The following is a 23,867-nucleotide window of genomic DNA, read 5'->3' as shown; positions in this document are numbered from 1 at the left end:
GGTGTTGGATTCCAACCCCGGCTTTTTTTATACCATTACTTGGGTGATCCAATCTTTATCTTTTGTTGTAAGGGAGTTTGTTTCATGGGTGAACAGTTTCAGACGAACCTTGTTGTATTCATTCCAAATTTCTGCGTGGTGGTCTAATTTTTCTGAAACTAATGCTAGTTTTGTGATGAAAACAAAAGCCTCATTAAAGTTTTTAAATTCTTTGTAAAAAGTAAAAAAAGAAATTCCTTCGTTGGTTTCTAGTTTCCAATCATCTTCCGTTTGAAGTAAATTTTGGATTTCTAAATCAGTGAGGATTTTTGGAAGTTCTCTCATGGTTTTGCCTTTTGTCTGTGAAATACAATTAGATATAGTCCAGTGAGAATGATTCCTGCACCAGCAAGTTTTTGACTGTCAATAGGTTCCTTCATAAAAAGAATTCCCACAAACATTAAAAATATAGGTTCGATCAGAAGTGTTGCATTCAGTTTACTAATGGGCAGATAATTATGCGCTTCAAAGTAGAATGCTCTTCCTAAAAAATATCCAAGTAATGAAAATAACCCAAGGATCACAATGATAGAAATATCTGGAATTTGAAAACTTCCGATCCACAATGAATAAAGAAAGAAAAATACACTTAATAGTAAAAGACGTAAGTATGCATATTCTAGACCTAAAATTTCGGGAACATATTTTTTAATCATATAACTTTGAATCGCAAATAGAAAGGCACTGAGTAAAATACAAAAGGCAGATATAATTTTGATTTGTCCTTCTAATGTGGAGATCATATAAATTCCGAGAATCGCAATAGCGATACCAAAAATTTCTATTTGCTTTAGTCTTTCTCCAAGGAATAAAACTCCGAGCATTACATTATATAATACAGTAGTTTTGATAAGGATCGCTGCTGGTCCTAAATCAGTTTGTTTTAGAGCGTAGTAATACAAAACAATTCCAAAGGCATTGGAGATGGTTCCCAACGTAAGAACAATTCCATCTCGCCTGACAGTGATGATTACCTTGGATCTTCTTCTTTTAGAGGTTAGAAAGTAGGGAGTGACAATGATAAAAGCAAATCCAACTCCAAAGAGCGCAGCAATCTCTGGCTCTATATTGTAGTTTCGAAAAATTTCTTTAAATCCAATGACTTCAAGAGCAAAAAATACTCCTGTCAAAAATACAAAGAAATACCCTTTTTTTTCGTTACCAGTCAATGGGTTCTTTTCCTTGTGAAATTAAGTATTCGTTAGTTTTTGAAAAATGTTTGTTTCCTAAAAATCCTCGGTAAGCGGAAAGAGGGGATGGATGTGCTGATTTTAAAACCAAATGTTTGTTTGGTGGAATTAGTGTTTCTTTTTTCCCGGCAAAGGATCCCCATAATAAAAATACGATGTTTGTTTTTTTTTCTGCTAATATTCGAATAGCAGCATCGGTAAACTCTTCCCAACCTTTGTTTTGATGAGATCCTGCTTTGTCCTTTTGAACAGTGAGAGTCGCATTCAAAAGGAGTACTCCTTGGTTTGCTAAATGGGTTAAGTTTCCCGACTTTGGAATGGGTTTTTGCAGATCATCGGCAATTTCTTTGAAGATATTTTGTAGTGAAGGGGGAAACGGAACTCCATCGTTTACAGAAAAACAAAGGCCATGGGCTTGTCCTGGTCCATGGTAAGGGTCTTGTCCGAGGATGACTACTTTTACATTGTCAAAAGGGCAAGAGTCAAAGGCATTGAAGATTAATTTTGCGGGAGGGTAAATGATTTTGGATTTGTATTCTTCCTTTACCCATTCTCGTAATTTAGCAAAATAAGGTTTTTCAAATTCCGATTGTAGGACTTCTTTCCATCCAGGTTCAATTTGTACGTCTTTCAACTCTCCCCTCCGAATGAAAGTATAATACTCGTAAGTCGATTCCGCCATGAGTGACATGGATTGTTTTTTTTGAAAAGTTTCTTAACTCTCGCATACAATCACTCCATTTTTCCTCAGTAGGACAAAGAACAAATCCAATGAGCTTTGGACTATTTTTGGTGAGTTTTAAAAGTTCTTCTAATCGTTTTCCAATTTTTTGATATAGTTTTTCTTCTGACTCAGTTCTTTCATTTTTTCGTAGTCCATAGGGAGGGTTTAGTGGAAGAAAATAGTGGGAAGTTTCTTCTTCGGCTTCTGGCAAAACAGGAAAAGTTCTAAAAAAATCTGAAATGCTATGATCCCAATTGGTTATTTGTATTATTTTTCTCCAACGTTTGAACTCCTCTAACCAATAATTTTCTAACGCGGGGTCAGTGTCTTGGATGACTATGGGAGTGGAATAAGAAGTGGAAGGCAAAGAAAGTTTTAGTTTCTTGTTGTAGTGATCCAATGATTTATCGGGAAACAAAACCATTCGTTTGAATAGAAACTCTCTTGGTAAAGATAGGAGTGGGATTTTTTCGGATTGTAACGCCCATTCTGTGGCAAATGTCAAGGTGCCGGCAAAGGGAATGTATAAGGCAGATACAGATTCTTTGGGAACTAAAAAAATTTCAAAACATTGTTGGATAAGAATTTGGCTAAGGTCTTCTGGAACAGGAGCACTGGTAGGGAAGTTTGCTTTAATCCCGCGTTTGTAACCTGGCTCTCCAAGAATTGAAAGAGAAACAGTAATTTCATCTTCAAAGTAACTGATATGAAGGTTCTCTTTAATTTCATAAAATTTTACTTCAGGATCATTGAATAAGGGTTTTGCAATGGAAACAGCCTCTGTTAAAATCCTGTCCCATTCTTCTTCTCTTACTTCGGCAGAACTGTCCCAATCCTTTGTCCTTGCAATGACCAAACGTATGTCCCGCAAGAAGAGACCATGAAACAAAAGATAGGTGATTTGGTGAGAGTTTGTATTTTCTAATTTGATTTTTTCCGAAAAGATACGAACGCTTGGTTCTGGTTGGTTTGGCAATGGTACCGAACTCAAAATTTCTTTGATTCTTTCGCCCACTTGTGTGGCTGTACCAGGTGGAAAATAAATCTCCCAACTGAGAGTGGTTCCGGTCTGTGGTTTTCGGATTCTAAATTTCCTATTCATCTTTTCCTTGCTCTGGACCTTTCTTCCTTTGAGATTGGCACATATGTCCAGGATCTTCACTCCGGAACTCTTTTTGGTGATTGCGGCCATTCTTTGGGGTGGAACCTTTGTGGTCATCAAACTTGCACTCGATTCGGTGCCTCCCTTCTTATTTTTAGCGGTCCGATTTTGGTTAGCTGGAATCATTACCTTACTCCTCTACCGTAAGACTTTGTTTTCAAAAGAAAACCGAAGGTGGGATTACATTCTTCCAGCCTTCTTTGTGGCATGTTCTGCTCTTTTGGGATATGCTTTCCAAACCATAGGTCTTGTGTATACCACTGCGACACAGTCGGGGTTTATGACCGGTGCTTATGTAATATTTGTACCTTTGTTACAAATAGTTATCGAACGAAAGTTACCATCACTTCGCACTTGGGTTGCTGTTTTGATTGTAGTGATTGGTTTGTTTTTGATTTCACAAAATGGAAAGTCTTACGAAGAGATCACTAAGACAGTTGGATTTGGTTATGGTGATGGACTGACATTGATAGGCGCTTTTTTCTTTGCTATTTACATCATCCTTATTGATATTTTTAGTAAAAAAATTCCTACACAGATTCTCGTTTCTTTTGAGATTTTGCTGATTGCGATTGTATCTACTACCTTATTTCCTGTTGAATCTATTTTTTTAAACCAACAAATTTCCATTCAGTTTGATTTGAAGTTTTGGATCGGAATTTTATATACTTCTATCTTTGCTACGATATTCACAACTCAGATTCAAGCTAGATACCAAAAAGCTGTTCCACCGGCAAGAGCGGGACTACTCTATAGTTTGGAGCCTGTTTTTTCTTTCTTTCTCGCTTATTTAGTATTAGGTGAGAGATTGGAAATGGTAGGAGCCGTTGGCTCCGGACTTACCCTTTTCGGAATTGTATTTTCAGAAATGGGTAAGTGGAACAAACGAGAAGAATAAACTAAAAAACACTCAAATCTTTCATCTTCAAATTCGATTAAATGATTTGGTGTTCTTTTAGTGCGTGGTATAAAATTCCAATCGTTACTTTGAGAATAGATAATACTGGAATGGCTAATAACATCCCAAAAATACCAAAGAAATTTCCTCCCACAGCAATCCCAATTAAAATTGCCAAAGGATGGAGAGAAACTGCGTTAGCGATCACCACTGGTTGCACTATGGCATTATCCACTAATTGAGCAACAACGACGACAGAGGCGATGGAACCAATAGACGGTGACATCTCGGGAAAGAGGATAGAAAATAGAATTGGTGGAATGGCTCCTACTAATGGGCCAAGATAAGGGATAGAATTGGCTACTCCTAAAAACACTCCAAAAAGAATAAAAAATTTAACTCCCACGATATAAAAACCAATGGAAGCAACAATTGCCATAATCCCGCATTGAATCACTAAACTTTTTAAGTAACTTGTTATCTGTTGGTTCATTCTATAAAAAACCATCAGAAACATTTCAAAAAATCTGTTGGGAATAAAACTGATTACTGTTTTATAAATTAAATTTGCATCTAATAACAAAAAGAAACTGATGATTGGAATGATAATCATCCAACTAATAAATGTTGGGATCATTACAACGAGACTTCGCAGAAATTCCTCCAAATTGGTTGTGGCCATTTTTGCGACTTCTTCTGGATGAATGATTTTTTTCCATAACTCTGGATTTTGAGAAACAACGGGAAGTTTATTGAAATCTAACAACTGAAAGTTGGGATCATCCATCTTCATAGACCATTCTGAAACAATTGGCTGAGCTTTTTCGAAAAGGTTGGGTAAATAAAAAGCTAAAAACCAATAAGCACCAGCAATCAGAATTGTAAAAATGAAAATGATTGTAATGGCTCTATGAATTCCTCTTGATTCAAAATAATCCACAATCCCATGGAAGATATAAAAATGGATTCCTGAAATAAGTAGCGGGATGGCCAAAAATTTGACTCCCACAACTCCAATCAAAACAGTTAGTGCGATGAGACCAAAAAAAGCACTTCTTAAGATAAGAGATGATAGATTGAATTCTTTTAAATTCATTTGGTTTTATTTTTTTTACTTTTGAAGTAAGCCGCTTCTAATGTATCGTTTGTTTTGCGAAGTCTATCTGCAATGATTGATGCAAAACTGAGGAGAAGATCGTTTCCAACTCTTGGTTTCGTTTCTAAAAGAGTTTTTAATTCTGGTTGGAAAAAACCGAGTAGAATAGAATCTACGAGGGCAACTGCAGTTGCAGACCTTGGAAAATCCTGGAAGAGGGCAAGTTCACCAAAAAAAGCACCTTTCTCTAGTTCGGCGAGCTTTAAGGTTACTCCTTCTCTTTCGGAAAAAATTTCCACCTTACCTTGTAAGATCAAATACACACCGGTTCCAGCTTGCCCTTGGTAGAAAATGGTTTCGCCAGCATAATACTTACGTTTGTGAATCAGCCTCGCGACTTCACGTAAAGTCCTGCGAGACATACCTTCGAAGATAGCAGTTTCGCGTAAAAAATGTGAAATCTCCGTTATCGGATTTTCGTCACGTTTGAGAATGGATTTCCAAAGGGGAAGTTGCATAGAGCCTCTCTTATATAAATCGGATAGACGGGGCCAAGAATTGATAAAACTTGATCCGTATGGGCCAAGCTTTTTACGTTGCAGGAACCGGAACGGATATAGGGAAAACTTTTTTTTCCTGTCTATTTATGGCGAAGTATGCAGAAAGTTATGGCTTCCGTTACTGGAAACCGATCCAAACGGGACTTTCTGGAATGAGCGATACAGAATTAGTCCAAAAAACAGTGGATTTATCCGATTCCCACTTTCTAAAGCCAGTTTATGAATTTTTGACTCCTGCAAGTCCGCATTATGCCTCCAAACAGGAAGGCAAAATTTTAGATCCAAAATTTCTTCTTAGTCTCATTACCAAGGAAAGAAAAACCAATACTTTGATTGAAGGGGCCGGTGGAGTTTTTGTCCCTTGGACAGAGGATTACCTGGCAATCAAAGGGATCCAAGAAAGTAATTTGCCTGTGGTTGTGATTGGATCGACTGAGCTTGGAACCATCAATCATACATTACTCACCTTGGACGTACTCACGGCACGTTTTATTCCTGTACTTGGATTCTATTTAGTTGGTCCGAAAAATGAATTACAATCTGATAATGCTGAGATAATACAGAAGTTAGGTGGTGCTCCCTGTCTAGGTGTTACCAATTTTCCTGAACAAAAATTACCCCCAACTGGGTTTATTACTTTTGCAAACGAACATTTTGATACCCATCGAAATGTAATCGATACTGTACTTAATCCCGATGATGAATTATAATCCGATTCAAACACATACCTGGGTTCCTTTAACCATCCAAGAGGAAGGTGAATTACTCATTCCGATTGTCAAAGCCGAAGGAGAGTTTGTTACCGATTCCGAAGGAAATACCTGGATTGATGCAATCAGTAGTTGGTGGACAATGATTTTTGGACACCGCCATCCCAAGTTAGTTGCTGCCTTAAAAACACAAATTGAGAAACTCGATCATATCATGCTTGCGGGTCATATCCATGAAGCAGCAGAATCCTTATCTAAAGCTTTATTAGAATTAACGAACTTTGACTTTCACAAAGTTTTTTATTCCGATAACGGATCCAATGCGATCGAAATAGCATTAAAACTTTCCATCCAATACTACCAAAACCATCCAGACTTCAGACCAAGGTCAGAATTTCTTGTTTTTTCCAATTCCTATCATGGGGATAGCATTGGGGCTATGAATGTTTCGGGAAAAAATTACTTCAACCGAATATTTTCTGAATTAAGATTTCCTACCAAAGAATTTCCTGCACCTAATTGTATGAATTGCCCTTGGGGAAAAAAACCAGATGTTTGTTCTACGGAATGTTTGAATGCTTTAGAATTGGAAATCAAGCAGAAGCCATACGCAGGGATTGTCATTGAACCACTGGTATTTGGCGCCAATGGAATGTTGTTTTATGATAAAAAGGTTTTAATTAAACTGAGAGAGTTAGCAACAACAACTCAAACCCTTCTTATCTTTGATGAGGTCTTTACGGGAATGGGACGACTTGGCAAAGCCTTTGCTTACCAAAAGGCAGAAACAAAACCAGACCTCCTCGTGATGGCAAAAGGACTCACGGGAGGAATGTTGCCCCTCGGGGCCACTCTTGTCTCTGAATTTATTTACAAACAGTTTTTATCGAAAGATCCGTATCGTGCTTTTTTTCATGCTCATACAATGACAGGAAATCCACTAGCGTGTAGCGTCGGTTATGCGTCAGTGGAATTGTTAAAAGAGAAGGGACTAAGCCAAGTCAAACAACTCGAAAACTTATTACAAAAACAAGTAGAACCATTTCAAAAATCTTTGGGGAAACGAATTGAAAATGTGAGAGTGATGGGAGGAATCTTTGCATTTGAATATAAAGAAACCATCGCCGAAGATGAATATTTGAACCCTGTGGGAAAAAAGATCCGTGAAAAAATGAAAGAATTTCGAGTTTTAATACGACCCCTTGGTCGTACAATTTATATCACTCCTCCCTATACCATCACTGAAAAGTCCCTAAATCAGATTTTTTTGGCTTTGGAATACACTCTCCTAAGTTTTCCAGAATCAGATTGAGACTAAATATACGAAGAGATTTTCTTCGTTTACACAGGTTCGCGCACCCCGAAACCTGTTCTCATGATTGCAGAAGTCCAAGAAAAAACAATATCTTCCGCTCCCTCCTTAATTACGGAAACGGAAGCCCTGGAAATCCTAGAAGGAAAAACTCCCTTGCTTACGGTGGTCGCTCGGGCATCAGAAGAAAGGCATCGTTATTTTACCAATCGTGTTCGCATTCATATATTAGATAATATCAAAAATGGTTATTGCCCGGAAGATTGTGGGTACTGCGCCCAAAGGAAGGGGGGAGACTCGGGAATCCAAGAGTATTCTTTAAAGTCACCTGAAGAAATTTGGGAAGATGCCAAACGTGCAAAGGACAATGGTGCTTATCGGTTTTGTATGGTCACTTCTGGCCGAGGTCCGACTGACAAAGCTGTGGATAAACTAGCAGAAACTATCTCCAAAATCAATGGCGAGTTAGGGATGAAGGTTTGTTTGTCTGCGGGAATTTTGGACGCAAAAAAAGCAAGAGTTCTGAAAGATGCAGGACTTGATAGATACAATCATAACCTCAATACATCCGAATCCAAATACAATGAAATTTGTTCGACACATACTTTTAAAGACCGACTAACTACACTAGAGGCGGCAAAAGAAGCCGATATAGGGCTTTGTTCTGGAATCATTGTAGGTATGGGCGAAGAACTGAAAGACCTAGTCCAAGTGGCATTTGAACTCAAACGACTGGGAGTGATTTCCATTCCAGTTAACTTTTTTATTCCTATTAAAGGCCATGCCATTCAGAAGTCGTCGCTCACTCCTGAATTTTGTATTCGTGTGTTGTCCGTCTTTCGATTGGTCAATCCAGATTCAGAAATTCGAATTGGTGCGGGAAGAGAAGGTCACTTGGGTTCATTACAATCCATGGCTCTCTTTGTAGCCAATTCATTGTTTGCTGAAGGATACTTAAATGTAAAGGGTAGTGAAATGGTTCAAACCATGAACTTGATTCGTGATTGTTCTATGGTACCGGAATTTACAGAAGGAGTACCAGAAGGATGGGATGAATACGAGGCACAGTCCCTATACGACGAGAAAAATTTTCCAGAACTCTATAAACATAAAAAGTAGTTTGCCTTTTTTACTTTTGGCGGTATGATGCTCCTACTTTACCGCCTCTAGTGAGAAACATGCGAAAACCTTCTTTACCTTTTCGAAAGCAGATGAGTTATGCGATCGGCCAATTAGGTTGGTCCACTCTCATCAATATCATTGGTCTTCATCAAGTTTACTTTTATCTCCCACCAGCACCGAAACCTGGTCAGGAATGTTTTCCAGACCTCATTGAAAAAATGGCCTTTTGGGGTCTTTCTACGATTGGAGTGGTTGCTGCTTTTGGCCGATTGTGGGATGCTTTTACAGATCCTATCATTGCTAATTCCTCAGACCGGTTTTCCTCTAGGTTTGGTCGTCGCATTCCTTTTCTATTTTTAGGTGGATTGCCGGCAGCCGTCTTTTGTTGGTTAATTTTTGTTCCCCCTCACAACTTTATCTCTTCTACCAACCTTGTTTGGATGACCGGATGTATGTTGCTTTTTTATCTTTTTTTAACTGTGTACGTGACTCCTTTTTTTGCACTCATTCCTGAGCTCGGTCATACTCCAGAAGAACGTTTGAACCTATCTACTTATATCTCTGTTACTTATGCTTTGGGGATCATTGTGGCATCCACAGAACCGATGATTGCCAATGTATTAAAATCTAATTTTGTTTTTGATGCGGATCTTTCTGTTCAGACCTTAGTCTCTCGCCAATATGCCTTGGGAATTCTTTGTGTGTTTGCCGCAATTTGTATGTACTTTCCTGTATTTACGATCCATGAAAAAACCTATTGTGAATCAGAAGCATCCAGTGTTCCTTTCAAGGAAGCTATCTTCCTTACATTCAAAAATAAGAATTTTCTATTCTTTGCTTTATCCGATCTTTGTTATTTCCTCGCTCTCACCATTCTTACAACAGGAATCTCTTACTATGTGACCGTTCTTTTGGAATTAGAACGAGAATTTGTCACACAACTACTCACAGTCATGTTACTCGTTTCTTTTGCCTTTTATCCTGTAGTCAATTGGATCGCAAGGAAGATCGGTAAGAAAAAAACGGTATTATTTGGTTTCTACGTCTTTCTTGGATTGTTTCTTTCTATCTATTTTATCGGAAAAGATGAATTGCCATTGCCACCGTATATTCAAGGTTATTTGATCGTTGCAGTGGCAGCTGTTCCCATCGCAATCCTTGGTATATTACCCAATGCTATCCTTGCTGATATTGCTGAACTTGATTCATTAAAGACAGGTTCGAAACGGGAAGGATTGTTTTATGCAGGAAGAACCTTTATGCAGAAGTTGGGACAAACACTGGCAGTTCTTATTTTTAGTTCTGTCATTCTTCTTGGATTAGATCGTGAAACAAAGAAAAATGTGTCGCCTTCAGTCACGGGAATCATAGCACCTTCTGTGTCGGAACCGAAGTCTGAATCAGAAAAAAATCTAAAGGGAGAGACAAAAATAAGTATGGAATCTACCATTTGTAAAGTCGAAGAAGTAGAAGCAGGCGGGGAACTAGGTGTCCGCTTGACTGGTCCACTGGCTTCTGCATTCTGTCTACTCGCCATCTTTCTCTTTGGAAAATACAAGGAAGATGAAACTTTAGAAGAGATTGCAAAGATACGTGGAAATTAAATCCTGGTTTTTGGAGCTATTCAGATGAGATATCGCATTGAGACAACCAAGTTAAAGAACGGGTATATCGAAGCCAAACTCATCGAGACAACCACAAATAACCCGATCGAGTTTCGGATTTGTGACACGGAAGAATATGCGCAGGCCCAAATCAAAGATTGGCAAAAGCGCTTCCGAATGAATGAACCGCAAGAACAGGACTAAATTCTTCCTCCGATGGGGCATGGTTTTTGCCCTAGTTTTGAGTGTAATCGATTGTAGATCTTCCTCAAAACGTGATTATTTCGATACCAGTTTCCAATGTTTTGCTGAGCCGGGTTGGCGAGATGACTCTAACTTTAAAAAGTATATAGAGAAAGCTTGGATCCCCACACGGCTGTTATACGCAGAAGAAAATTTAAGAATCAAAAGAACGGATACAGTTTTTGCCGGTGATAGTTTGGTGCATTTGTTTTTACCAGACCTAATGGCAAAAGAGTTTCCAGGTCAATCGGTCACCAATCGTGGGATAGGTGGGGACATGACAGAAACCCTCCTGACAAGAATGGAAGAAGATATCCTTATCCTTCATCCAGAAAAAATTGTGATCGAAATTGGTGGGAACGATTTTATCCAAGGAAAGTGTCTGAGTTTGGTGCAAAATAACTTACTTGCTATCATACAAAAAATTCATTCAAAAAATAGAAATACCAAGGTTTTTCTTATCGCAGTTCCCCCTACGAGAGTTAAGGAACTAAACCAAATTGTTCCTGTATTCAATTTGTTCTTAAACCAAGTGGCGAGGACTACAACCAATGTGGAATACATTGAAGTTTGGGACAGTATGAGAAAAATAGATGCACCCACGCTTCGAGAAGAATTCATTCGTCCCAATGGGGACAGTCTCCATTTTAATGAAAAAGGATATGAACTTTGGGGTAAAAAACTAAGACCCTATCTACAAAAGTAAAATGAATTCACTGTTACTCATTTCTCGTTCTCCTATTTCCGATTCACTTCTTTCAAAAACTTTCCCCAATCTAAATTCTGATTTTACTAACAAATCTACTAACAATCTAAAGGAAGTCTCAGATTCCCATTCCCAAATATTACGGGCAGAAAATTTTGGGTTACACTGTGTTCGCCTTCTTCAAAAGGAATCGCTAACGAGAGACCAAGTGGTAACAATTCGTAACCAATTGGCTGAAAACAAAATCGATTTTATATTCGTTCGTTCATTGTTACCAAAAAAGAAAGAGTCCCTTTTTGTATTCGATATGGATTCCACGGTCATCAAAGAAGAGGTCATTGATGAATTGGCAAGAAAACATGGAGTGTATGAAGCCGTAGCGACGGTCACAAAACAAGCCATGGAAGGTGGGATGGGATTTGATGAAGCCCTACGTTTAAGAGTAAAACACTTGTGTGGACTTTCTAAAGAGAGTTTCAAAGAAGTTTATGATTTATTAACGCTGAATGAAGGTATGGAAAAGGTATTTCAGTTTGTAAAAGGCAATGGATCGAAGTTGGGAATTCTCAGTGGTGGTTTTACTCCTGTACTACAATTATTCTCTGAAAAGTATCCTGTGAGTTTTTATCGTGCCAATGGATTAGAAGAAGTGAATGGGAAATTTACCGGCGAGATTTTTGGTGAGATCATCAATAGAGAAAAAAAAGAATTCTATTTAAAACAATATGCTAAGGATCTTAACATTCCTCTCGAACAAGTGGTGGCAGTGGGTGACGGTGCCAATGACGCATTGATGTTAAATGCGGCAGGAATTGGTATTGGGATTCACGCAAAATCTGGATTAAAAGATCAAATTATCAATTGGATTGATTTTACCGATCTATCAGCGTTAGTCTTTCTCTTTGAGGATACGTTTTAATTCATCTAAAATTGACAAAGCTTCCAGCGGTGGGATTTTGTTAGGATCAATTTGTTTGAGTCTTTTTAAAACCTTTTCTTCGTTAGGTGAAATACTGGATGTATTGTGATCCATAAGACCTGCAAACAAACTAGGTTCCTCGTTTTTGATTTTAATTTCTCTTTTTTTGGATTCGAGTCCTAAAAGAATTTCTTTTGCACGATCCGAAACGGAATGAGGAATCCCTGCTAGTTTTGCTACATAGATTCCAAAAGATTGTTTTGATTTTCCACGTTTTACTTTTTTAAGGAATAAGATTTCACCTTCCTTTTCAAAAGTATCTAAATACAAATTAAAGATTCCATTTCCTTTTTCTAGTTCGGTAAGTTCATGGTAGTGAGTGGCAAAAATGGTTTTTGGTTTTGGAAATTTAACTGTTAAAAATTCTAATATCGCCCAGGCAATCGACAATCCGTCATAGGTGGATGTCCCTCTACCCACTTCATCAAATAGAATGAGACTGTTTTCCGAAAATTGATTCAGGATGGTGGCTGTCTCTTTCATCTCTACAAAAAAAGTAGATTCTCCTTTCGTAAGGTTGTCTCCCGATCCTATTCGAGTAAAGATTCTGTCCACAACAGAAAGGGAGGCCTTTTTAGCCGGAACATAAGAGCCCATCTGGAATAGGATTTGGTTGATCGCAATTTGACGCATAAAGGTGGATTTACCGGCCATATTGGGACCAGTTAACACTGCTATGGCGTTTTCTTTGGGATTGAGTTCCAAACTATTGGGTACAAAACGTTCGCCTATGGGTAAAAATGTTTCTACTACAGGATGACGAGACTCGGAATATTCTAGGATTCCATCACTTCGAATTTCTGGCCTTATCCATTGGTATTCTTCTTTAGTTTCAGTCAGGGAAAGGTGGTAATCTAGAGAAGCTACTTCGTTGGAGAGTGTCAGGAATTCTTCGTAAAGAGAAATGCAATGTGCTACTAATTCATCAAATTTTTCTTTTTCAATTCGTTCTATGATTTCGTCGGCTTGTAAAATGGCTCTTTCTAATTCTTCTAACTCTGGAGAAGTGAATCTTTCTCCTGTTACCAAAGTTTGTTTTTTAAGAAAATGTGCCGGCACTTCTTTGGCTTGTGCTTTAGAAATTTCAATAAAGTAACCAAGTATTTTGTTGTAACGAATTTTGAGGGAAGATAAACCTGAACCTTTTTTTTCCTTCTCCTCCAATTCCAAAATCCAATCCTTTCCTTTTTCTCTGGCAAGAATGGCATCATCGTATTCTTGATTGAATCCAGATTTTAGAAAGGGAGAATTTCCGAGAAACACAGGCAACTCCCCTTCATAGAGAGTGTCCGAAAATAATTGAGATAAATTTGTTAGTTCTTTGGGTAGTTTGGAAAAATCATAACCTATCCCATCTAGAATTTTTTTGGTATTGGCTGTGGATTCTAAACTTTTGTCGATTCCACGAAAATCCCTGGGGAGAGCTTTTCCAACACGAAACCGAGTGAGGACTCTTTCTAAATCGATTAAATCACCTAACAATTCTTTGATTTGGAATCTTTCTTTTTTATTTGCCGAAAGGATTTCAATTTTATCCCAATGGGCTTTGATTTTATTTTCATCGCGAGTTGGGAAAAGGATTCTTTGTTTCAAATACCGTTTGCCAGTGGCAGTGATGCAACGGTTGAGTACTCCAAATAGCGTATGGTTTTTGTCGTTTGGATTTTCAACAAGTTCCAAATGGGAGACTGTTTGTTCATCTAAAACCAAATATTCGCTTTCATCAATTCGTCTTGGAGTTTGGAAAACGAAGTTTTGTTTACGATAGTTGTATTGAAGGTAGGCATCTAAAACATGGACTACTGTATCAATTCCTGCTCCCTTTTTTTTGGGAAGATAGTCAGGAGGTATCTTTGATAAAATGATTTTGGATTCTTTGGCCAAAGGGGGAATTTCATCTGTAAAGATGATTTCTTTTGGAGAAAACCGTTTGATGGTATCATTGATACGTTCTGTTTCGTTTTCCGAAAAAAAGAAATATAAAAGTTCTGAAGTGGAAACATCAGCAAACGCTAGATATACGGATGTTTTTTCCTTATAATACAAGGATAAATAATTGTTTTGGTATCCGCCGAGTAAATTGTCTTCTACCACAGTGCCTGGGGTGATGATTCTCACCACTTCCCTTGACATGATTTTGGCTTTGGGATCGTCCGGTTTTGTTTGTTCACAAACCACAACTTTTTTCCCAGCAGCGATCAGTCGGGATATATAACTTTCTGTGGCATGATAAGGAATCCCCGCCATTGGAATTTGGTTTTGGCGTTTGGTGAGAGTAATGTCTAAAATTTGCGCGGCAATTTTTGCATCCTCTAAAAACATTTCGTAAAAATCACCCATACGAAAAAATACAATTCCATCAGGATGTTGTTCCTTAACTTCCATGTACTGACGCATCACAGGCGTATTTAATGCTTCATAGTGTTCGGACATTTTGTACCAGTGTTTTTATCTTATTAGGATCTTTTTTCCCATCGGTTTCCACACCACTTGCAACATCAATCCCAAAGGGACGAACTGTATCTAAAGCAGATTTGACATTATCAGGAGTGATGCCGCCGGCGAGTAAAAATGGTCGCTTTACGGATGTTACATACTCCCAAGGGAAACTATGTCCAGACCCACCACCCAAATCTTTATGATAACTATCTAAAATCACTAAATCAGATTTTGGTTCTAGGTCTGCGTCTGAAACTACTTTCTCTTGGATCCGAATGGCAGGTAGTAGTGATTTTTTTTCCGTCAGGTGATCCCATAGGTCTTTTGTAAGAAACTTATCTCCGCGAATGAGTTGGATTAAGTCAGGTTGGAAACGTGCCGATAGGTTTTGAATCTCTTGTACGGAGTTTTCAAAGAACAAAAATACAAGTTTGGGAAATCCAGGTCCTTTTCTAATTTGGAGTAGAAACTCTGCTATTTCTTCGTTAATGGCACGGGGGGAACGAGGTGAGAAGTTGAGGCCAACAAGATCGACCTGGAGATCTACACAAAGTTCCAGTGTAGCCAGGTCTTTGATTCCACAGATTTTTATTTTGTATCCGGTTCCCATCGAGAACCAGATTGATTCAACTCAGATCAGAGGCAATCGATCCTTTGTATCCGAAGTGTAAAAATTTAAGGAAACTATCCTGATAAACCAACATATCCTGTTTGGAAATTCCTTGTCTTACCATCTGGACAAAAATATTGAGAAAGAAGGAAAGGATGTTTCGCACTACAAATTCACTGACTTCCCCTTTGTAACTTGGGGTTTTTTCTTTAAAGGCACTGTATTGGTCAAAATTGATTTTGGTAAGGCGAGTGAGAACTGTGTCAGGAAATTCTTCTAGATGGGATCCTTGTGATTTCGTAAGCAAAAGGATAAAGTCATCGCGATTAGAATCTACATAGTCAAGAGCAATGTTAAATCGTTCCTGCCATGCCTCATAACTGTCGTTAAACCTTTTTTCAAAATAATCCGGGTGAGAAACGTAAGCAAAAGCTTTTTCCATTCCAGAAAGAACTGGTTGTAGGATTTCTGTCAGAAGGTGCTCTTTGTTTTCAAAGTAATTGTAGATATTACTCGTGGATACCTTTGCTTTTTTTGCAATGGTTCGCATACTAGCCTTCTCAAAACCGAGTTGAATGAATTCTTCTCGAGCCGCTTGTAAGATTTCTTTTCGTGTATGTTCTTTGGGAGTTTGCATGGTCCTGAACGATGTTTCCTAAAAGAACAATGTCGTTCAGGATTCATTTGTAAAGTCCAATTTTACATGTTTGTTGTATTTTGTATTAATTTTGCCACAATTCCATAGAGGCGAAAACTTCCTAACACCAATACCGGAAATCTGCCTTGGAATAGGGAGAGGAGCTCTTCTTCGTTCTGGATTCTTTTTGTGAGGGGCTTTAGGGCTAGAGGAAGTTCTGGGAAGGTTCCAAACCCAGTTCCCTCCCAAAGATAAAGGGACTGGAGGGGAAGGCCTTCTAGTTCTCTCAGAATTCCTTCCCGGTCTTTGTCAGGAAGACTTCCCAAAACTAAGGAAAAGTCAGAATGTGACCTTCCAAATTCACGAGTTGTAGTCGCAATGGCATCTGGATTGTGAGCTGGATCAAAAACAATTTCAGGGGAAAACTTTAGGACTTCCATCCTCCCCCGGGGACGATCTATTTCTTCCCAGGAAATGGATTGGATCTCTTGTTTTATTTCAGGAACAAACTCTGCGAGTGCCTTCTTTGCAAAAAGAAAGTTGGTTTCTAAATACGTTGGCTTCCCTACTAGAGGGATGATCCGCACGGGCATTTGGTTCTTTGGGAAAGTTTCGATGATGGATGTTAGGGAAGGATCCATTGGGTCCATCGCAGCCAATTTTCGGCAAACACTAGTTAGGATTCCTAATTTCTCTTTGCAAATTTTTTCTTTGGAATCCCCCAGGATTTCAGAATGGTCCTTTCCAATTTTAGTTAACACGGCATAGTCGGCTTGAACAAGTTTAGTGGCATCGAGCCTTCCGCCAAGACCGGCTTCCCAAATTTCAAATTCAGTATTTTGAAAGGAAAAGAAAAGATACGAAAACACTGTGAGAAATTCAAAATAGGAGAGGGACGAAAATCTCTCGAGATCTGGAAGGATGGATTGGACAAAGAACTGTTCCACTTCTTCTTCCTTCGGAATTTGGGATTTGCCTTTTTTAAACACCTGGAATCTTTCTAAAGGACTGAGGAGGTGGGGAGAAGTATAAAGCCCTGTTTTGTAACCTAGGATTGACAAAAGAGAGGCTAAGTAATGTGAGGTGGAGCCTTTTCCGTTGGTACCGACAACGCTGATGCGTATGGGTTTGTTTACTTTATGTTTAGAATTGACAAAGTTAAAAAGGTCATTCAGTGCATCCAGTGAATACGATTGGAAGACATTGAAGTTTCTTGTTTTTTCAATATTCTGCAAACTATATAAAAAATCTAAAAACTGCATTCTCTTCTCTATGATTTCCAACGGTTCGTGTTTGTAATGATAAAACTTAATTTCTACTTTTTAGTTGTTTTAAAAGTAAAGATTCCACTTTTTGAATCCATTTTGGTTTCACTGTAACATTTGTAAATAGTTCAAATTGTCTAATTCCTTGGTAGAGTAACATATGATACCCTGGAATGATTTCTGCTTTTTTTTTCTTTGCTTCTTTTACTAAGTCAGTTTCCAAAGGATTGTAAACAATATCGAATAACGTGTGTTTTTTGGTGAAAAATTTTGAATCGAGTAGGGGTTCACCACCATAACCTTTCATTCCTACAGGTGTTGTGTGAATGATAAGGTCATATTGATCCACTTCTTCCAGACATTCTTTTTTCGAGGTAATGGTAATCCAATCTGGATTTCCTAAAGCAGTTTGTATTTCTTTCGATGTAAATTCATTCCTTGCAAGTAGTTTGATCTTTCTTTGGATCTTTTTGTCACGAGCGTTATTTTTAAGAGTCTCCGCAATTTCATAAACAATCCCTTTGGCACTGCCTCCACTTCCAAGGACTAAAATTTGTTTTTCCTTTTTCGGATCTAATAGATCGGGATTGGATTTGGAGATCGCAAGAACGGCTCCCGTTCCATCGGTGTTCACTGCATGGATCCCGTCACGAAAAAGTAAGGTATTGGAAGCACCCATTGTTTTGGATGCGTCACATACCGTATTTGCTTGCCCATAGGCCCATTCTTTAAATGGAATGGTAACCGAAACACCCTTTACACCTAAGTCAATGATGGGGCGTAGTCCTATCTCTTTCCATTTTTCGTTTTCAAATACCAGATACACTCCATCATATCCGGAGAGTTGGAATAATGTATTATGAATCCACGGGGATAGGGTATGGCCTAAGGGATATCCCAAGATTCCGAATAGTTCGGTATGTTTTGAATACAAGGAAAACCTCTTTTTTTATCTTATGGACTAAACAATGGCTTACCGAAAATAGGTATTAGACAGGTACAAGAACAATGATTTCATTACCGCTTGCCGCACCATCGGAACCATGGACAATTCTAGTAGATATTTTATTCTTTTTTCTCGCATCCGCAGCCTGTGCCTATTATTTTTATTATTATAAACGTAAAGACTTACTAGGAAAGTTTTGGGGTTCCACTTTTGTTGCAGGTATCGGTGCTCTCATCGTGTTTGCCACTTTCCAAACTTACATTCGCGATATCATTATGTGGCTGATGTCTCCAAAAATTGGTTCCACACAATTATCCAACGTGAACTTGGTTGCCATCTTCCTTGGTGGATTTACTGCTCTTTACATCATGAACCGAATCAACCATAACAAAGAAAGAAGAGATTGAATTCGATTTTTCATATAACTTTAAATACTTAAGAAAATTATAATAAAACCCTAGAAGGGCCAGAACAAATCCTTGTTTCCCATCTAGGATTCCTAACCGAATCCAATACATATAAAATCCTTTGAAACAGGCTTTTAAAAAAGCCCAAAAAACTGAACTCGATTTTCCTTTTCTAAATTCTTCTTCTGCAAACAAACTTGAATATCGATCAATGAATTGTAAATGGTCAGAAATGTTTTTATACGAATAATGATAGAGTGGGTTTTTTAGTTTGATTGGTTTGCCTGATAATTTGACTCTTTCGTGCACCAAACCGCCGCTAAACTCACCTGCAGTTTTTTTAAACAAACGGATTTGGTAGTTAGGATAGTAACCACCAAATCGAATCCACTTACCTAAATAATAAGTCAGACGCGGAACAAGATAACCAACAGACTCTAGTTTATGATCATTAAATAGATCTGTAATTTCTTTTTGTAACCCGCTGGATACCACTTCGTCGGCGTCAATGGCAAGCACCCAATCAAATTTAGTTTGTTCGATAGCAAAGTTTTTTTGATCAGCATAGTTTACAAACTTACGAAAGAATACTCGAGCACCAAATGACTTTGCAATTTCGACTGTTTTGTCTGTGGATCCAGAATCGATGACTACAATATCTTCGATAAAGGAAAGGGCTTCGAGGGTGCGAGAAATATTATCCTCTTCGTTGAGGGTAATGATGGCACAGGATAAAGAGAGGGGCATAGTTAAATTTGATTGGGATCGCGGACAGAGATAAACTTATCGGAGAGAGGAATTTCCAACCTTGCGATGGTGGAATCTTCTCCGATAATGATGCGAAAGAAATTGGGATCAATACCTTCCCCTTTGAGCATAATGAGAATCAAAGCAAGTCCAAGACCAGCACCTTCTGTGGTGTCAGCATTGTCCATGTAGAATTGAGCGATGTCATCATACACCATTCCTTTCTCCAATCGTTCTCTGATTGCTTTTTCTTCTTCTTTGGCAATGGGTGTGTTATTGATGACTTCGATGGTGATTCCATCGTCATTGAATTTGAAGTTAATTAAACAATAGTATCCTTTCTTTTTTGCTTTGATTCCAAATTCGTTGGACATCTCTTCTGAAAACATTTCACGGTACTCTCTGACTCCCCTTGCATATTCGGAAGGGTTTAGCATACTGTATCCACGTTCTTCAAAAAAGACACGTTTTTGGTTGGCTTTGCAGGCATTGATGGCCAGCTCTTTGATGATCGTATAAAGGGTAGGGACAAGAGTGGGGTAAGTGAGGCGATCTAAAATAAGACCTACGGCCTCCTTGATGTGTTCCTCAACGGATTTGGAGACCCGGTGAGTCTTAAGCGAGAGAATTTTCCCATTTTCGATGTGTAATTTGATGTGATCAGAAATCTCGCTTGTTTCCTTTCCCATACCCGAAATCTTTTCCATTCTAGTCCTTACTGTCAAGGTAACTAAGACCGCTAGTATGAAAAACCGCAGGCTTCTATTCCTCTCCTTATTTATATCGGCTTTTGCCCCTACTAACCTTTTGCCTCAAAATTTGAAAATGAAATCGGTTCGGATCTGGGAGAGTGAAAAAGCCAATTTTGGCAGAATTGTCGATCTAGAGGTAGTCCAAAGCAAAATCATTTCCATCAAAGAAGGTACACCTGTTGTACATCCTAAGTACTTATTGCCTGGATTTTGTGATGCCTCTGTAACATTGGGTTCCAATGCCCGCGGAGGTAAGACCGGCCGTGAAGAAATATCAACCTATCTTTCTGGGTTTCTCGCAGCTGGATTTAGCCATATCGAGTCAGTAGGTGATCCTAATCTAACAAACTTACAAAATGAAATCATTAAATCGAAGTGGTTTTCTCCACTTCTCACTCAGTCACAAAAACCAGCTCTCTATTCGGAACTTGCTTCGGGTAAAGAAGCTCTTTATTCTTCCGGCCTAAGCTTTGCATCCGATTCCAAACGCAACCGCCACCTTCCTATTTTTCTGAAAGAGGTGGAAAATCGCGGGTTTTCGCAAACAGAACTTTATGCCAAACAGAGAGAAGCAGAGGAAAAAGGATACCTTCCTGTTGCTTATACTTTTTCTGACAAAACGAGTTGGGAAGATGCTTTGGATACCGGTTTTCCAGTGATTTTCCATCCCATGCCCGAGGGAACCAATCTTTACCGGGCCCAAAAACGTGACTTTCGTTGGGCTCCCCTATTGTCTATTTTGTATCTCCAGGACTTAAAGAGGAACCCAGAACTTTGGAAAGAAGAGATCCAAGTCTGGTCCCGCCTTCATCCGGTTTTTGGTTCCCTTTGGAAGGATTTATTATCCATAGAGCCGGAAGGCGAAGAGGAAGGAACAGAAGAAAATCAGTCTTTTACCCAATACCAATCTACTTTCCAAACGGAAGCGGAAGCCAGAAAAAACCTTCTTTTTGCGAGTGGGGCTGGGTATTGGGGACTGTTTCCGGGGCAAGCTGCCATTGTCGAAGTGCGGCTTTGGGAGTCCCTTTTGGCAAAACCTGTCGTGAGAAAAGTGGAATCTACTAAAAACAAACCTGGGTTTTGGGCTTCTCTTTTTGGTTCCTTTTCGCCTAGTTTGCTTTCCACAAATGCCGACCCGGAATCCTTACCCCAAATCCGGAGAGAAATCATTCAAACTTTGACTCTAAGAACTTGTTCCTTTATCGGTGCCGACCATGAGGGGAAAATACGAGTCGGAGGACCGGCCCATTTCTCAGTCCACGATGAAAATCCTTTGAAACGCGCTTCCGGAATATTTCCAATTGAATCCATGGTATTAGGAGGAAAATTGGTCTATACCCCGAAACCCACCAAGGAAGGAACCGCAAAATGAAAGGCCCATCCTCAGAATTTGACCGTTTATTAGAAGAAAGTTTTAAAAAAAGACAATCCATCGAACCCGGCTCACGTCATGAAGCTAAAGTAACAGCTGTTAAGAATGATTATGTATTCATTCGCACTGTAGAAAATAAAATCACTGGAAATATACCAATTGAAGAATGGAGAGAAGAAGTTTTGCCCAAAGTAGGGGATACTCTTGTTGTTTATTTTTTAAAAGAAAACTCTGGAGATTTTTATTTTACTACCTGTCTTTCTGGAGACAACCTAACAGAAGAACATATGGAAATGGCATCTCAATATGAAATTCCTGTTCTTGGTCAGATGTTAACAGAAGCAAACGGTGGTTGGGAAGTCAAACTTGGCAGTCACCCTGCCTTTGTACCTTTTAGCCAGTTGGATGGATCCTTAAAAGGAACAAACATTGCCGGGAAACGAATTAAATTTGTAATTTCGGAGATTGGCAAAAAACAAAACAAAATTGTTTTATCGCAGAAAAAAATTGCAGATAAAGAACGAGAAACCAAAAAACAATTGTTACGCGAAGAGTTAAAAGTTGGAATTTTTGTTTCCTGCACAATCAAAAGTATTCATAAATTTGGACTCATTGTGGACATGGATGGATTTGATGCCTTGGTTCCCCAATCAGAAGCAACTTACAAAAAAAATTCTGACCTCACTACAGAATTTCGTGTGGGAGAAACCCTCCGTGCAAAAATCCTTACACTTGACTGGGCTACTAACAAAATCTCTCTCAGTGTAAAAGACTTTTTATCTGATCCATGGTCAGGCAAACTTCCTTTTAAAGAATCAGACATTGTGACGGGAACTTTAGAGTCTATCAAACCGTTTGGCCTCTTTGTTCGGTTAGGTGATGATTTTTCTGGTCTTGTACCAAATAAAGAAACAGGGGTTCCTTCGCGAACTCCGCTAAATACTGTATTCAATCCCGGCCAAAAGTTGGAAGTTTTTGTTTTGGAAATCAATCCAGAAAAAAGACAAATTGCTTTATCGATTTCTAAAGCAAGTGAGGCAAAGGATCGGATGGAATACCAAGAGTATATGTCCAAGGAAGAAACTTCTGGATCTGTTTCTAGTTTTGGACTAGCCCTTCAAAAATCTTTGGAAAAAAAGAACAAGAAGTAATTCACGATTTGGAGATCGCACTTTTTCGTCCAGAGATTCCACCTAACACGGGAAATATTGCAAGACTTTGTGTGAATGCCGGAGTCCCTCTTTCCATTGTGGGGGAGCCGTCCTTTGATCTTTCTGAAAAGGCCGTCCGGCGGGCTGGTCTTGATTATTGGAAGGATTTGGATCTTCGGCGGTTTCCTGACTTCGAAACATTTCGATCCAAAAAAGAGGCGGAAGGGAGCCGAATTTTCCTAGTTTCCAAATTTGGAACCCGTGTGTATTGGGATGTAGACTTTGAAAAGAATGATGTTTTCCTTTTTGGGAGGGAAACATCGGGTCTGCCGGAAGAAATCCACAAGTCTTGCCCTCCAGACCATATTATTTCCTTACCTATGGCAGAGGTGAGTCGTTCTATCAATCTTTCCAACGCTGTTGCCATTGTACTTTATGAAGCACTGCGCCAAGAAAAAACACGGACTAATCCCTAAAGGATAAAACAATTTACAAGTCCTCCGTTCCCCTTGAAATGGGAATATATGCCGTTCCCTCTCTCCAGAACTGAGTTAGAGAAAGAAGTGAAAACTTTGTTCTCCAATGGCCTCTCGGGGAATGTGAACGATTTTTACTCTTGGGTGTTTATGGAAACCCAACGTAAATTCAAGGATCATCCCAATACCACTTTAGAAGGAATTACTTCACTTCTAGATGATTTAATCAAAGACGGAATCATCACTACAAACCCTATCGATCCTCGTGAATATTTACTCCCTGATACATCTCCTATCATTCGTAAGATGGGAACCTCCGAACAGTTTGTAATTCTCGGTGCACTTTCCTACAACCCCATGCAGTATGTAAGGGCAAGGCTTGATTATTTTCTGAAACGGAATGGGATACAAGAAGAGTTACGCATGGACCTTTGTATTGCCACTGTGGAAGCCGTGGAAAACGCAGCCAAGTATGGTGACGGTGGCGGTGTGGAAGTGAATTTCCAAATCGATAAACACAAAACCTTTTCCATAGAAATGATCAATACTGTAAAAGACTTTAATCTAGAAGATGATATTCAGAGAGGTAAGTTTTCTTCCACAGCAACACTCATGCGTGGTATGATGGTCATGCAAAAACTTTTTGATTCCGTAGATCTTGAAATCAGCGACAATCGAAAACAAGCTATACTGAAAGCAACTCGTAAACTAACATAGGTT

The 23,867-nt window shown here is 38.9% G+C and carries 26 protein-coding genes; 13 read left to right on the top strand and 13 right to left on the bottom strand.

Features of this window, described 5'->3' with window-relative positions; translation table 11 throughout:
* Nucleotides 1–27 precede the first annotated feature (27 nt).
* Genes LEP1GSC203_RS15665 through LEP1GSC203_RS15650 form a run of 4 tightly spaced genes read right to left on the bottom strand, consistent with a single transcriptional unit; the run spans nucleotide 28 to nucleotide 3,055 of the window.
* A complete protein-coding gene (locus LEP1GSC203_RS15665) occupies nucleotides 28–324 on the bottom strand; it encodes a 4a-hydroxytetrahydrobiopterin dehydratase (protein ID WP_002975068.1) in 297 nt (98 codons plus the stop codon).
* Nucleotides 321–1,208: a DMT family transporter gene (locus tag LEP1GSC203_RS15660; protein ID WP_002975107.1), complete on the bottom strand. Its 888-nt coding sequence runs from the start codon at nucleotides 1,206–1,208 to the stop codon at nucleotides 321–323. Before LEP1GSC203_RS15660 ends, LEP1GSC203_RS15665 begins: the two co-directional genes overlap by 4 nt.
* Entirely contained in the window at nucleotides 1,198–1,863 is a 666-nt protein-coding gene (gene ung, locus LEP1GSC203_RS15655) for a uracil-DNA glycosylase (protein ID WP_002975051.1), read from the bottom strand. Before ung ends, LEP1GSC203_RS15660 begins: the two co-directional genes overlap by 11 nt.
* The gene (locus LEP1GSC203_RS15650; RefSeq protein WP_002975025.1) at nucleotides 1,844–3,055 is read right to left on the bottom strand and encodes a hypothetical protein; all 1,212 of its coding nucleotides are present in this window, start codon (nucleotides 3,053–3,055) and stop codon (nucleotides 1,844–1,846) included. The genes ung and LEP1GSC203_RS15650 overlap by 20 nt, the downstream gene beginning before the upstream one ends.
* A gap of 43 nt (nucleotides 3,056–3,098) precedes the next feature.
* Between LEP1GSC203_RS15650 and LEP1GSC203_RS15645 the strand changes: the two genes are divergently transcribed.
* Entirely contained in the window at nucleotides 3,099–4,013 is a 915-nt protein-coding gene (locus tag LEP1GSC203_RS15645) for a DMT family transporter (RefSeq protein WP_002975141.1), read from the top strand.
* Nucleotides 4,014–4,050: 37 nt separating this feature from the next.
* On the opposite strand, the gene LEP1GSC203_RS15640 is transcribed toward LEP1GSC203_RS15645, so the two are convergent.
* Together LEP1GSC203_RS15640 and LEP1GSC203_RS15635 are read right to left on the bottom strand one after the other, a co-directional pair.
* Complete coding sequence (locus LEP1GSC203_RS15640; RefSeq protein ID WP_002975065.1) at nucleotides 4,051–5,109, bottom strand: AI-2E family transporter; 1,059 nt, start codon at nucleotides 5,107–5,109, stop codon at nucleotides 4,051–4,053.
* A complete protein-coding gene (locus LEP1GSC203_RS15635) occupies nucleotides 5,106–5,627 on the bottom strand; it encodes a cyclic nucleotide-binding domain-containing protein (protein ID WP_002975024.1) in 522 nt (173 codons plus the stop codon). The genes LEP1GSC203_RS15640 and LEP1GSC203_RS15635 overlap by 4 nt, the downstream gene beginning before the upstream one ends.
* A gap of 59 nt (nucleotides 5,628–5,686) precedes the next feature.
* Here LEP1GSC203_RS15635 and bioD point away from each other — a divergent pair, with 59 nt between their 5' ends.
* The 7 genes from bioD (at nucleotide 5,687) to serB (ending at nucleotide 12,285) form a co-directional block, all read left to right on the top strand.
* A complete protein-coding gene (gene bioD, locus LEP1GSC203_RS15630) occupies nucleotides 5,687–6,379 on the top strand; it encodes a dethiobiotin synthase (protein ID WP_039938209.1) in 693 nt (230 codons plus the stop codon).
* On the top strand, nucleotides 6,369–7,691 hold the full coding sequence (gene bioA / locus LEP1GSC203_RS15625; RefSeq protein WP_002975030.1) for an adenosylmethionine--8-amino-7-oxononanoate transaminase: 1,323 nt from the start codon (nucleotides 6,369–6,371) through the stop codon (nucleotides 7,689–7,691). The genes bioD and bioA overlap by 11 nt, the downstream gene beginning before the upstream one ends.
* A gap of 63 nt (nucleotides 7,692–7,754) precedes the next feature.
* The gene (gene bioB / locus LEP1GSC203_RS15620) at nucleotides 7,755–8,810 is read left to right on the top strand and encodes a biotin synthase BioB (RefSeq protein ID WP_002975159.1); all 1,056 of its coding nucleotides are present in this window, start codon (nucleotides 7,755–7,757) and stop codon (nucleotides 8,808–8,810) included.
* 92 nt (nucleotides 8,811–8,902) lie between these two features.
* Complete coding sequence (locus LEP1GSC203_RS15615) at nucleotides 8,903–10,417, top strand: MFS transporter (protein WP_039938243.1); 1,515 nt, start codon at nucleotides 8,903–8,905, stop codon at nucleotides 10,415–10,417.
* A gap of 24 nt (nucleotides 10,418–10,441) precedes the next feature.
* On the top strand, nucleotides 10,442–10,621 hold the full coding sequence (locus LEP1GSC203_RS15610; RefSeq protein ID WP_002975048.1) for a hypothetical protein: 180 nt from the start codon (nucleotides 10,442–10,444) through the stop codon (nucleotides 10,619–10,621).
* 19 nt (nucleotides 10,622–10,640) lie between these two features.
* The gene (locus LEP1GSC203_RS15605; RefSeq protein WP_002975143.1) at nucleotides 10,641–11,366 is read left to right on the top strand and encodes an SGNH/GDSL hydrolase family protein; all 726 of its coding nucleotides are present in this window, start codon (nucleotides 10,641–10,643) and stop codon (nucleotides 11,364–11,366) included.
* Nucleotide 11,367: 1 nt separating this feature from the next.
* On the top strand, nucleotides 11,368–12,285 hold the full coding sequence (serB, locus tag LEP1GSC203_RS15600; RefSeq protein ID WP_002975132.1) for a phosphoserine phosphatase SerB: 918 nt from the start codon (nucleotides 11,368–11,370) through the stop codon (nucleotides 12,283–12,285).
* Here serB and mutS read toward each other — a convergent pair.
* The 5 genes from mutS to LEP1GSC203_RS15575 form a co-directional block, all read right to left on the bottom strand.
* On the bottom strand, nucleotides 12,256–14,778 hold the full coding sequence (gene mutS, locus LEP1GSC203_RS15595; RefSeq protein ID WP_002975056.1) for a DNA mismatch repair protein MutS: 2,523 nt from the start codon (nucleotides 14,776–14,778) through the stop codon (nucleotides 12,256–12,258). The genes serB and mutS overlap by 30 nt on opposite strands.
* Nucleotides 14,762–15,394: a phosphoribosylanthranilate isomerase gene (locus tag LEP1GSC203_RS15590; protein ID WP_002975104.1), complete on the bottom strand. Its 633-nt coding sequence runs from the start codon at nucleotides 15,392–15,394 to the stop codon at nucleotides 14,762–14,764. Before LEP1GSC203_RS15590 ends, mutS begins: the two co-directional genes overlap by 17 nt.
* A 16-nt stretch (nucleotides 15,395–15,410) precedes the next feature.
* Nucleotides 15,411–16,031 carry a TetR/AcrR family transcriptional regulator gene (locus LEP1GSC203_RS15585; RefSeq protein WP_002975010.1) on the bottom strand — a complete coding sequence of 207 codons (621 nt, stop codon included), beginning with the start codon at nucleotides 16,029–16,031 and terminating at the stop codon, nucleotides 15,411–15,413.
* Between the two features lie 62 nt (nucleotides 16,032–16,093).
* The gene (locus LEP1GSC203_RS15580) at nucleotides 16,094–17,293 is read right to left on the bottom strand and encodes a Mur ligase family protein (RefSeq protein ID WP_002975123.1); all 1,200 of its coding nucleotides are present in this window, start codon (nucleotides 17,291–17,293) and stop codon (nucleotides 16,094–16,096) included.
* Nucleotides 17,294–17,339: 46 nt separating this feature from the next.
* On the bottom strand, nucleotides 17,340–18,230 hold the full coding sequence (locus LEP1GSC203_RS15575; RefSeq protein WP_002975005.1) for a shikimate dehydrogenase family protein: 891 nt from the start codon (nucleotides 18,228–18,230) through the stop codon (nucleotides 17,340–17,342).
* A gap of 74 nt (nucleotides 18,231–18,304) precedes the next feature.
* Here LEP1GSC203_RS15575 and LEP1GSC203_RS19635 point away from each other — a divergent pair, with 74 nt between their 5' ends.
* On the top strand, nucleotides 18,305–18,649 hold the full coding sequence (locus LEP1GSC203_RS19635) for a hypothetical protein (RefSeq protein WP_040917277.1): 345 nt from the start codon (nucleotides 18,305–18,307) through the stop codon (nucleotides 18,647–18,649).
* Here the strand turns inward: LEP1GSC203_RS19635 and LEP1GSC203_RS15570 are convergent.
* Both LEP1GSC203_RS15570 and LEP1GSC203_RS15565 read right to left on the bottom strand, forming a co-directional pair.
* Nucleotides 18,554–19,396, bottom strand: a complete 843-nt coding sequence (locus tag LEP1GSC203_RS15570) for a glycosyltransferase family 2 protein (protein ID WP_002975155.1) — start codon at nucleotides 19,394–19,396, stop codon at nucleotides 18,554–18,556. The genes LEP1GSC203_RS19635 and LEP1GSC203_RS15570 overlap by 96 nt on opposite strands.
* 2 nt (nucleotides 19,397–19,398) lie before the next feature.
* Nucleotides 19,399–20,103 (bottom strand): hypothetical protein, encoded by a 705-nt coding sequence (locus LEP1GSC203_RS15565; RefSeq protein WP_002975127.1) that lies wholly within the window; start codon nucleotides 20,101–20,103, stop codon nucleotides 19,399–19,401.
* Between the two features lie 37 nt (nucleotides 20,104–20,140).
* Here LEP1GSC203_RS15565 and LEP1GSC203_RS15560 point away from each other — a divergent pair, with 37 nt between their 5' ends.
* From LEP1GSC203_RS15560 to LEP1GSC203_RS15545, 4 genes are read left to right on the top strand one after another with little or no spacing between them, the layout of a single operon-like run.
* Nucleotides 20,141–21,520 carry a hypothetical protein gene (locus LEP1GSC203_RS15560; RefSeq protein ID WP_002975004.1) on the top strand — a complete coding sequence of 460 codons (1,380 nt, stop codon included), beginning with the start codon at nucleotides 20,141–20,143 and terminating at the stop codon, nucleotides 21,518–21,520.
* Entirely contained in the window at nucleotides 21,517–22,671 is a 1,155-nt protein-coding gene (locus LEP1GSC203_RS15555; protein ID WP_002975161.1) for a S1 RNA-binding domain-containing protein, read from the top strand. Before LEP1GSC203_RS15560 ends, LEP1GSC203_RS15555 begins: the two co-directional genes overlap by 4 nt.
* An 8-nt stretch (nucleotides 22,672–22,679) precedes the next feature.
* Nucleotides 22,680–23,147, top strand: coding sequence for a tRNA (cytidine(34)-2'-O)-methyltransferase (locus LEP1GSC203_RS15550; protein ID WP_002975168.1), 468 nt, complete (start codon nucleotides 22,680–22,682; stop codon nucleotides 23,145–23,147).
* 48 nt (nucleotides 23,148–23,195) lie between these two features.
* On the top strand, nucleotides 23,196–23,864 hold the full coding sequence (locus LEP1GSC203_RS15545; RefSeq protein WP_002975118.1) for an ATP-binding protein: 669 nt from the start codon (nucleotides 23,196–23,198) through the stop codon (nucleotides 23,862–23,864).
* The last annotated feature ends 3 nt before the right edge of the window (nucleotides 23,865–23,867 follow it).

Origin of the sequence: Leptospira terpstrae serovar Hualin str. LT 11-33 = ATCC 700639 (genome assembly GCF_000332495.1) — a bacterium.
Lineage (GTDB): Bacteria > Spirochaetota > Leptospiria > Leptospirales > Leptospiraceae > Leptospira_A > Leptospira_A terpstrae.
This window is presented reverse-complemented; position numbering and strand designations above follow the sequence as displayed.

What these genes read in the sequence shown, in the direction of transcription:
- LEP1GSC203_RS15665 (WP_002975068.1), bottom strand. Translation starts at nt 324, where the DNA reads ATGAGAGAACTTCCAAAAATCCTCACTGATTTAGAAATCCAAAATTTA.
- LEP1GSC203_RS15650 (WP_002975025.1), bottom strand. Translation starts at nt 3,055, where the DNA reads ATGAATAGGAAATTTAGAATCCGAAAACCACAGACCGGAACCACTCTC.
- LEP1GSC203_RS15645 (WP_002975141.1), top strand. Translation starts at nt 3,099, where the DNA reads ATGTCCAGGATCTTCACTCCGGAACTCTTTTTGGTGATTGCGGCCATT.
- LEP1GSC203_RS15640 (WP_002975065.1), bottom strand. Translation starts at nt 5,109, where the DNA reads ATGAATTTAAAAGAATTCAATCTATCATCTCTTATCTTAAGAAGTGCT.
- LEP1GSC203_RS15635 (WP_002975024.1), bottom strand. Translation starts at nt 5,627, where the DNA reads ATGCAACTTCCCCTTTGGAAATCCATTCTCAAACGTGACGAAAATCCG.
- bioD (WP_039938209.1), top strand. Translation starts at nt 5,687, where the DNA reads ATGGGCCAAGCTTTTTACGTTGCAGGAACCGGAACGGATATAGGGAAA.
- bioA (WP_002975030.1), top strand. Translation starts at nt 6,369, where the DNA reads ATGAATTATAATCCGATTCAAACACATACCTGGGTTCCTTTAACCATC.
- bioB (WP_002975159.1), top strand. Translation starts at nt 7,755, where the DNA reads ATGATTGCAGAAGTCCAAGAAAAAACAATATCTTCCGCTCCCTCCTTA.
- LEP1GSC203_RS15615 (WP_039938243.1), top strand. Translation starts at nt 8,903, where the DNA reads ATGAGTTATGCGATCGGCCAATTAGGTTGGTCCACTCTCATCAATATC.
- LEP1GSC203_RS15610 (WP_002975048.1), top strand. Translation starts at nt 10,442, where the DNA reads ATGAGATATCGCATTGAGACAACCAAGTTAAAGAACGGGTATATCGAA.
- LEP1GSC203_RS15605 (WP_002975143.1), top strand. Translation starts at nt 10,641, where the DNA reads ATGGTTTTTGCCCTAGTTTTGAGTGTAATCGATTGTAGATCTTCCTCA.
- serB (WP_002975132.1), top strand. Translation starts at nt 11,368, where the DNA reads ATGAATTCACTGTTACTCATTTCTCGTTCTCCTATTTCCGATTCACTT.
- mutS (WP_002975056.1), bottom strand. Translation starts at nt 14,778, where the DNA reads ATGTCCGAACACTATGAAGCATTAAATACGCCTGTGATGCGTCAGTAC.
- LEP1GSC203_RS15590 (WP_002975104.1), bottom strand. Translation starts at nt 15,394, where the DNA reads ATGGGAACCGGATACAAAATAAAAATCTGTGGAATCAAAGACCTGGCT.
- LEP1GSC203_RS15585 (WP_002975010.1), bottom strand. Translation starts at nt 16,031, where the DNA reads ATGCAAACTCCCAAAGAACATACACGAAAAGAAATCTTACAAGCGGCT.
- LEP1GSC203_RS15580 (WP_002975123.1), bottom strand. Translation starts at nt 17,293, where the DNA reads ATGCAGTTTTTAGATTTTTTATATAGTTTGCAGAATATTGAAAAAACA.
- LEP1GSC203_RS19635 (WP_040917277.1), top strand. Translation starts at nt 18,305, where the DNA reads ATGATTTCATTACCGCTTGCCGCACCATCGGAACCATGGACAATTCTA.
- LEP1GSC203_RS15570 (WP_002975155.1), bottom strand. Translation starts at nt 19,396, where the DNA reads ATGCCCCTCTCTTTATCCTGTGCCATCATTACCCTCAACGAAGAGGAT.
- LEP1GSC203_RS15565 (WP_002975127.1), bottom strand. Translation starts at nt 20,103, where the DNA reads ATGGAAAAGATTTCGGGTATGGGAAAGGAAACAAGCGAGATTTCTGAT.
- LEP1GSC203_RS15560 (WP_002975004.1), top strand. Translation starts at nt 20,141, where the DNA reads ATGAAAAACCGCAGGCTTCTATTCCTCTCCTTATTTATATCGGCTTTT.
- LEP1GSC203_RS15555 (WP_002975161.1), top strand. Translation starts at nt 21,517, where the DNA reads ATGAAAGGCCCATCCTCAGAATTTGACCGTTTATTAGAAGAAAGTTTT.
- LEP1GSC203_RS15545 (WP_002975118.1), top strand. Translation starts at nt 23,196, where the DNA reads ATGCCGTTCCCTCTCTCCAGAACTGAGTTAGAGAAAGAAGTGAAAACT.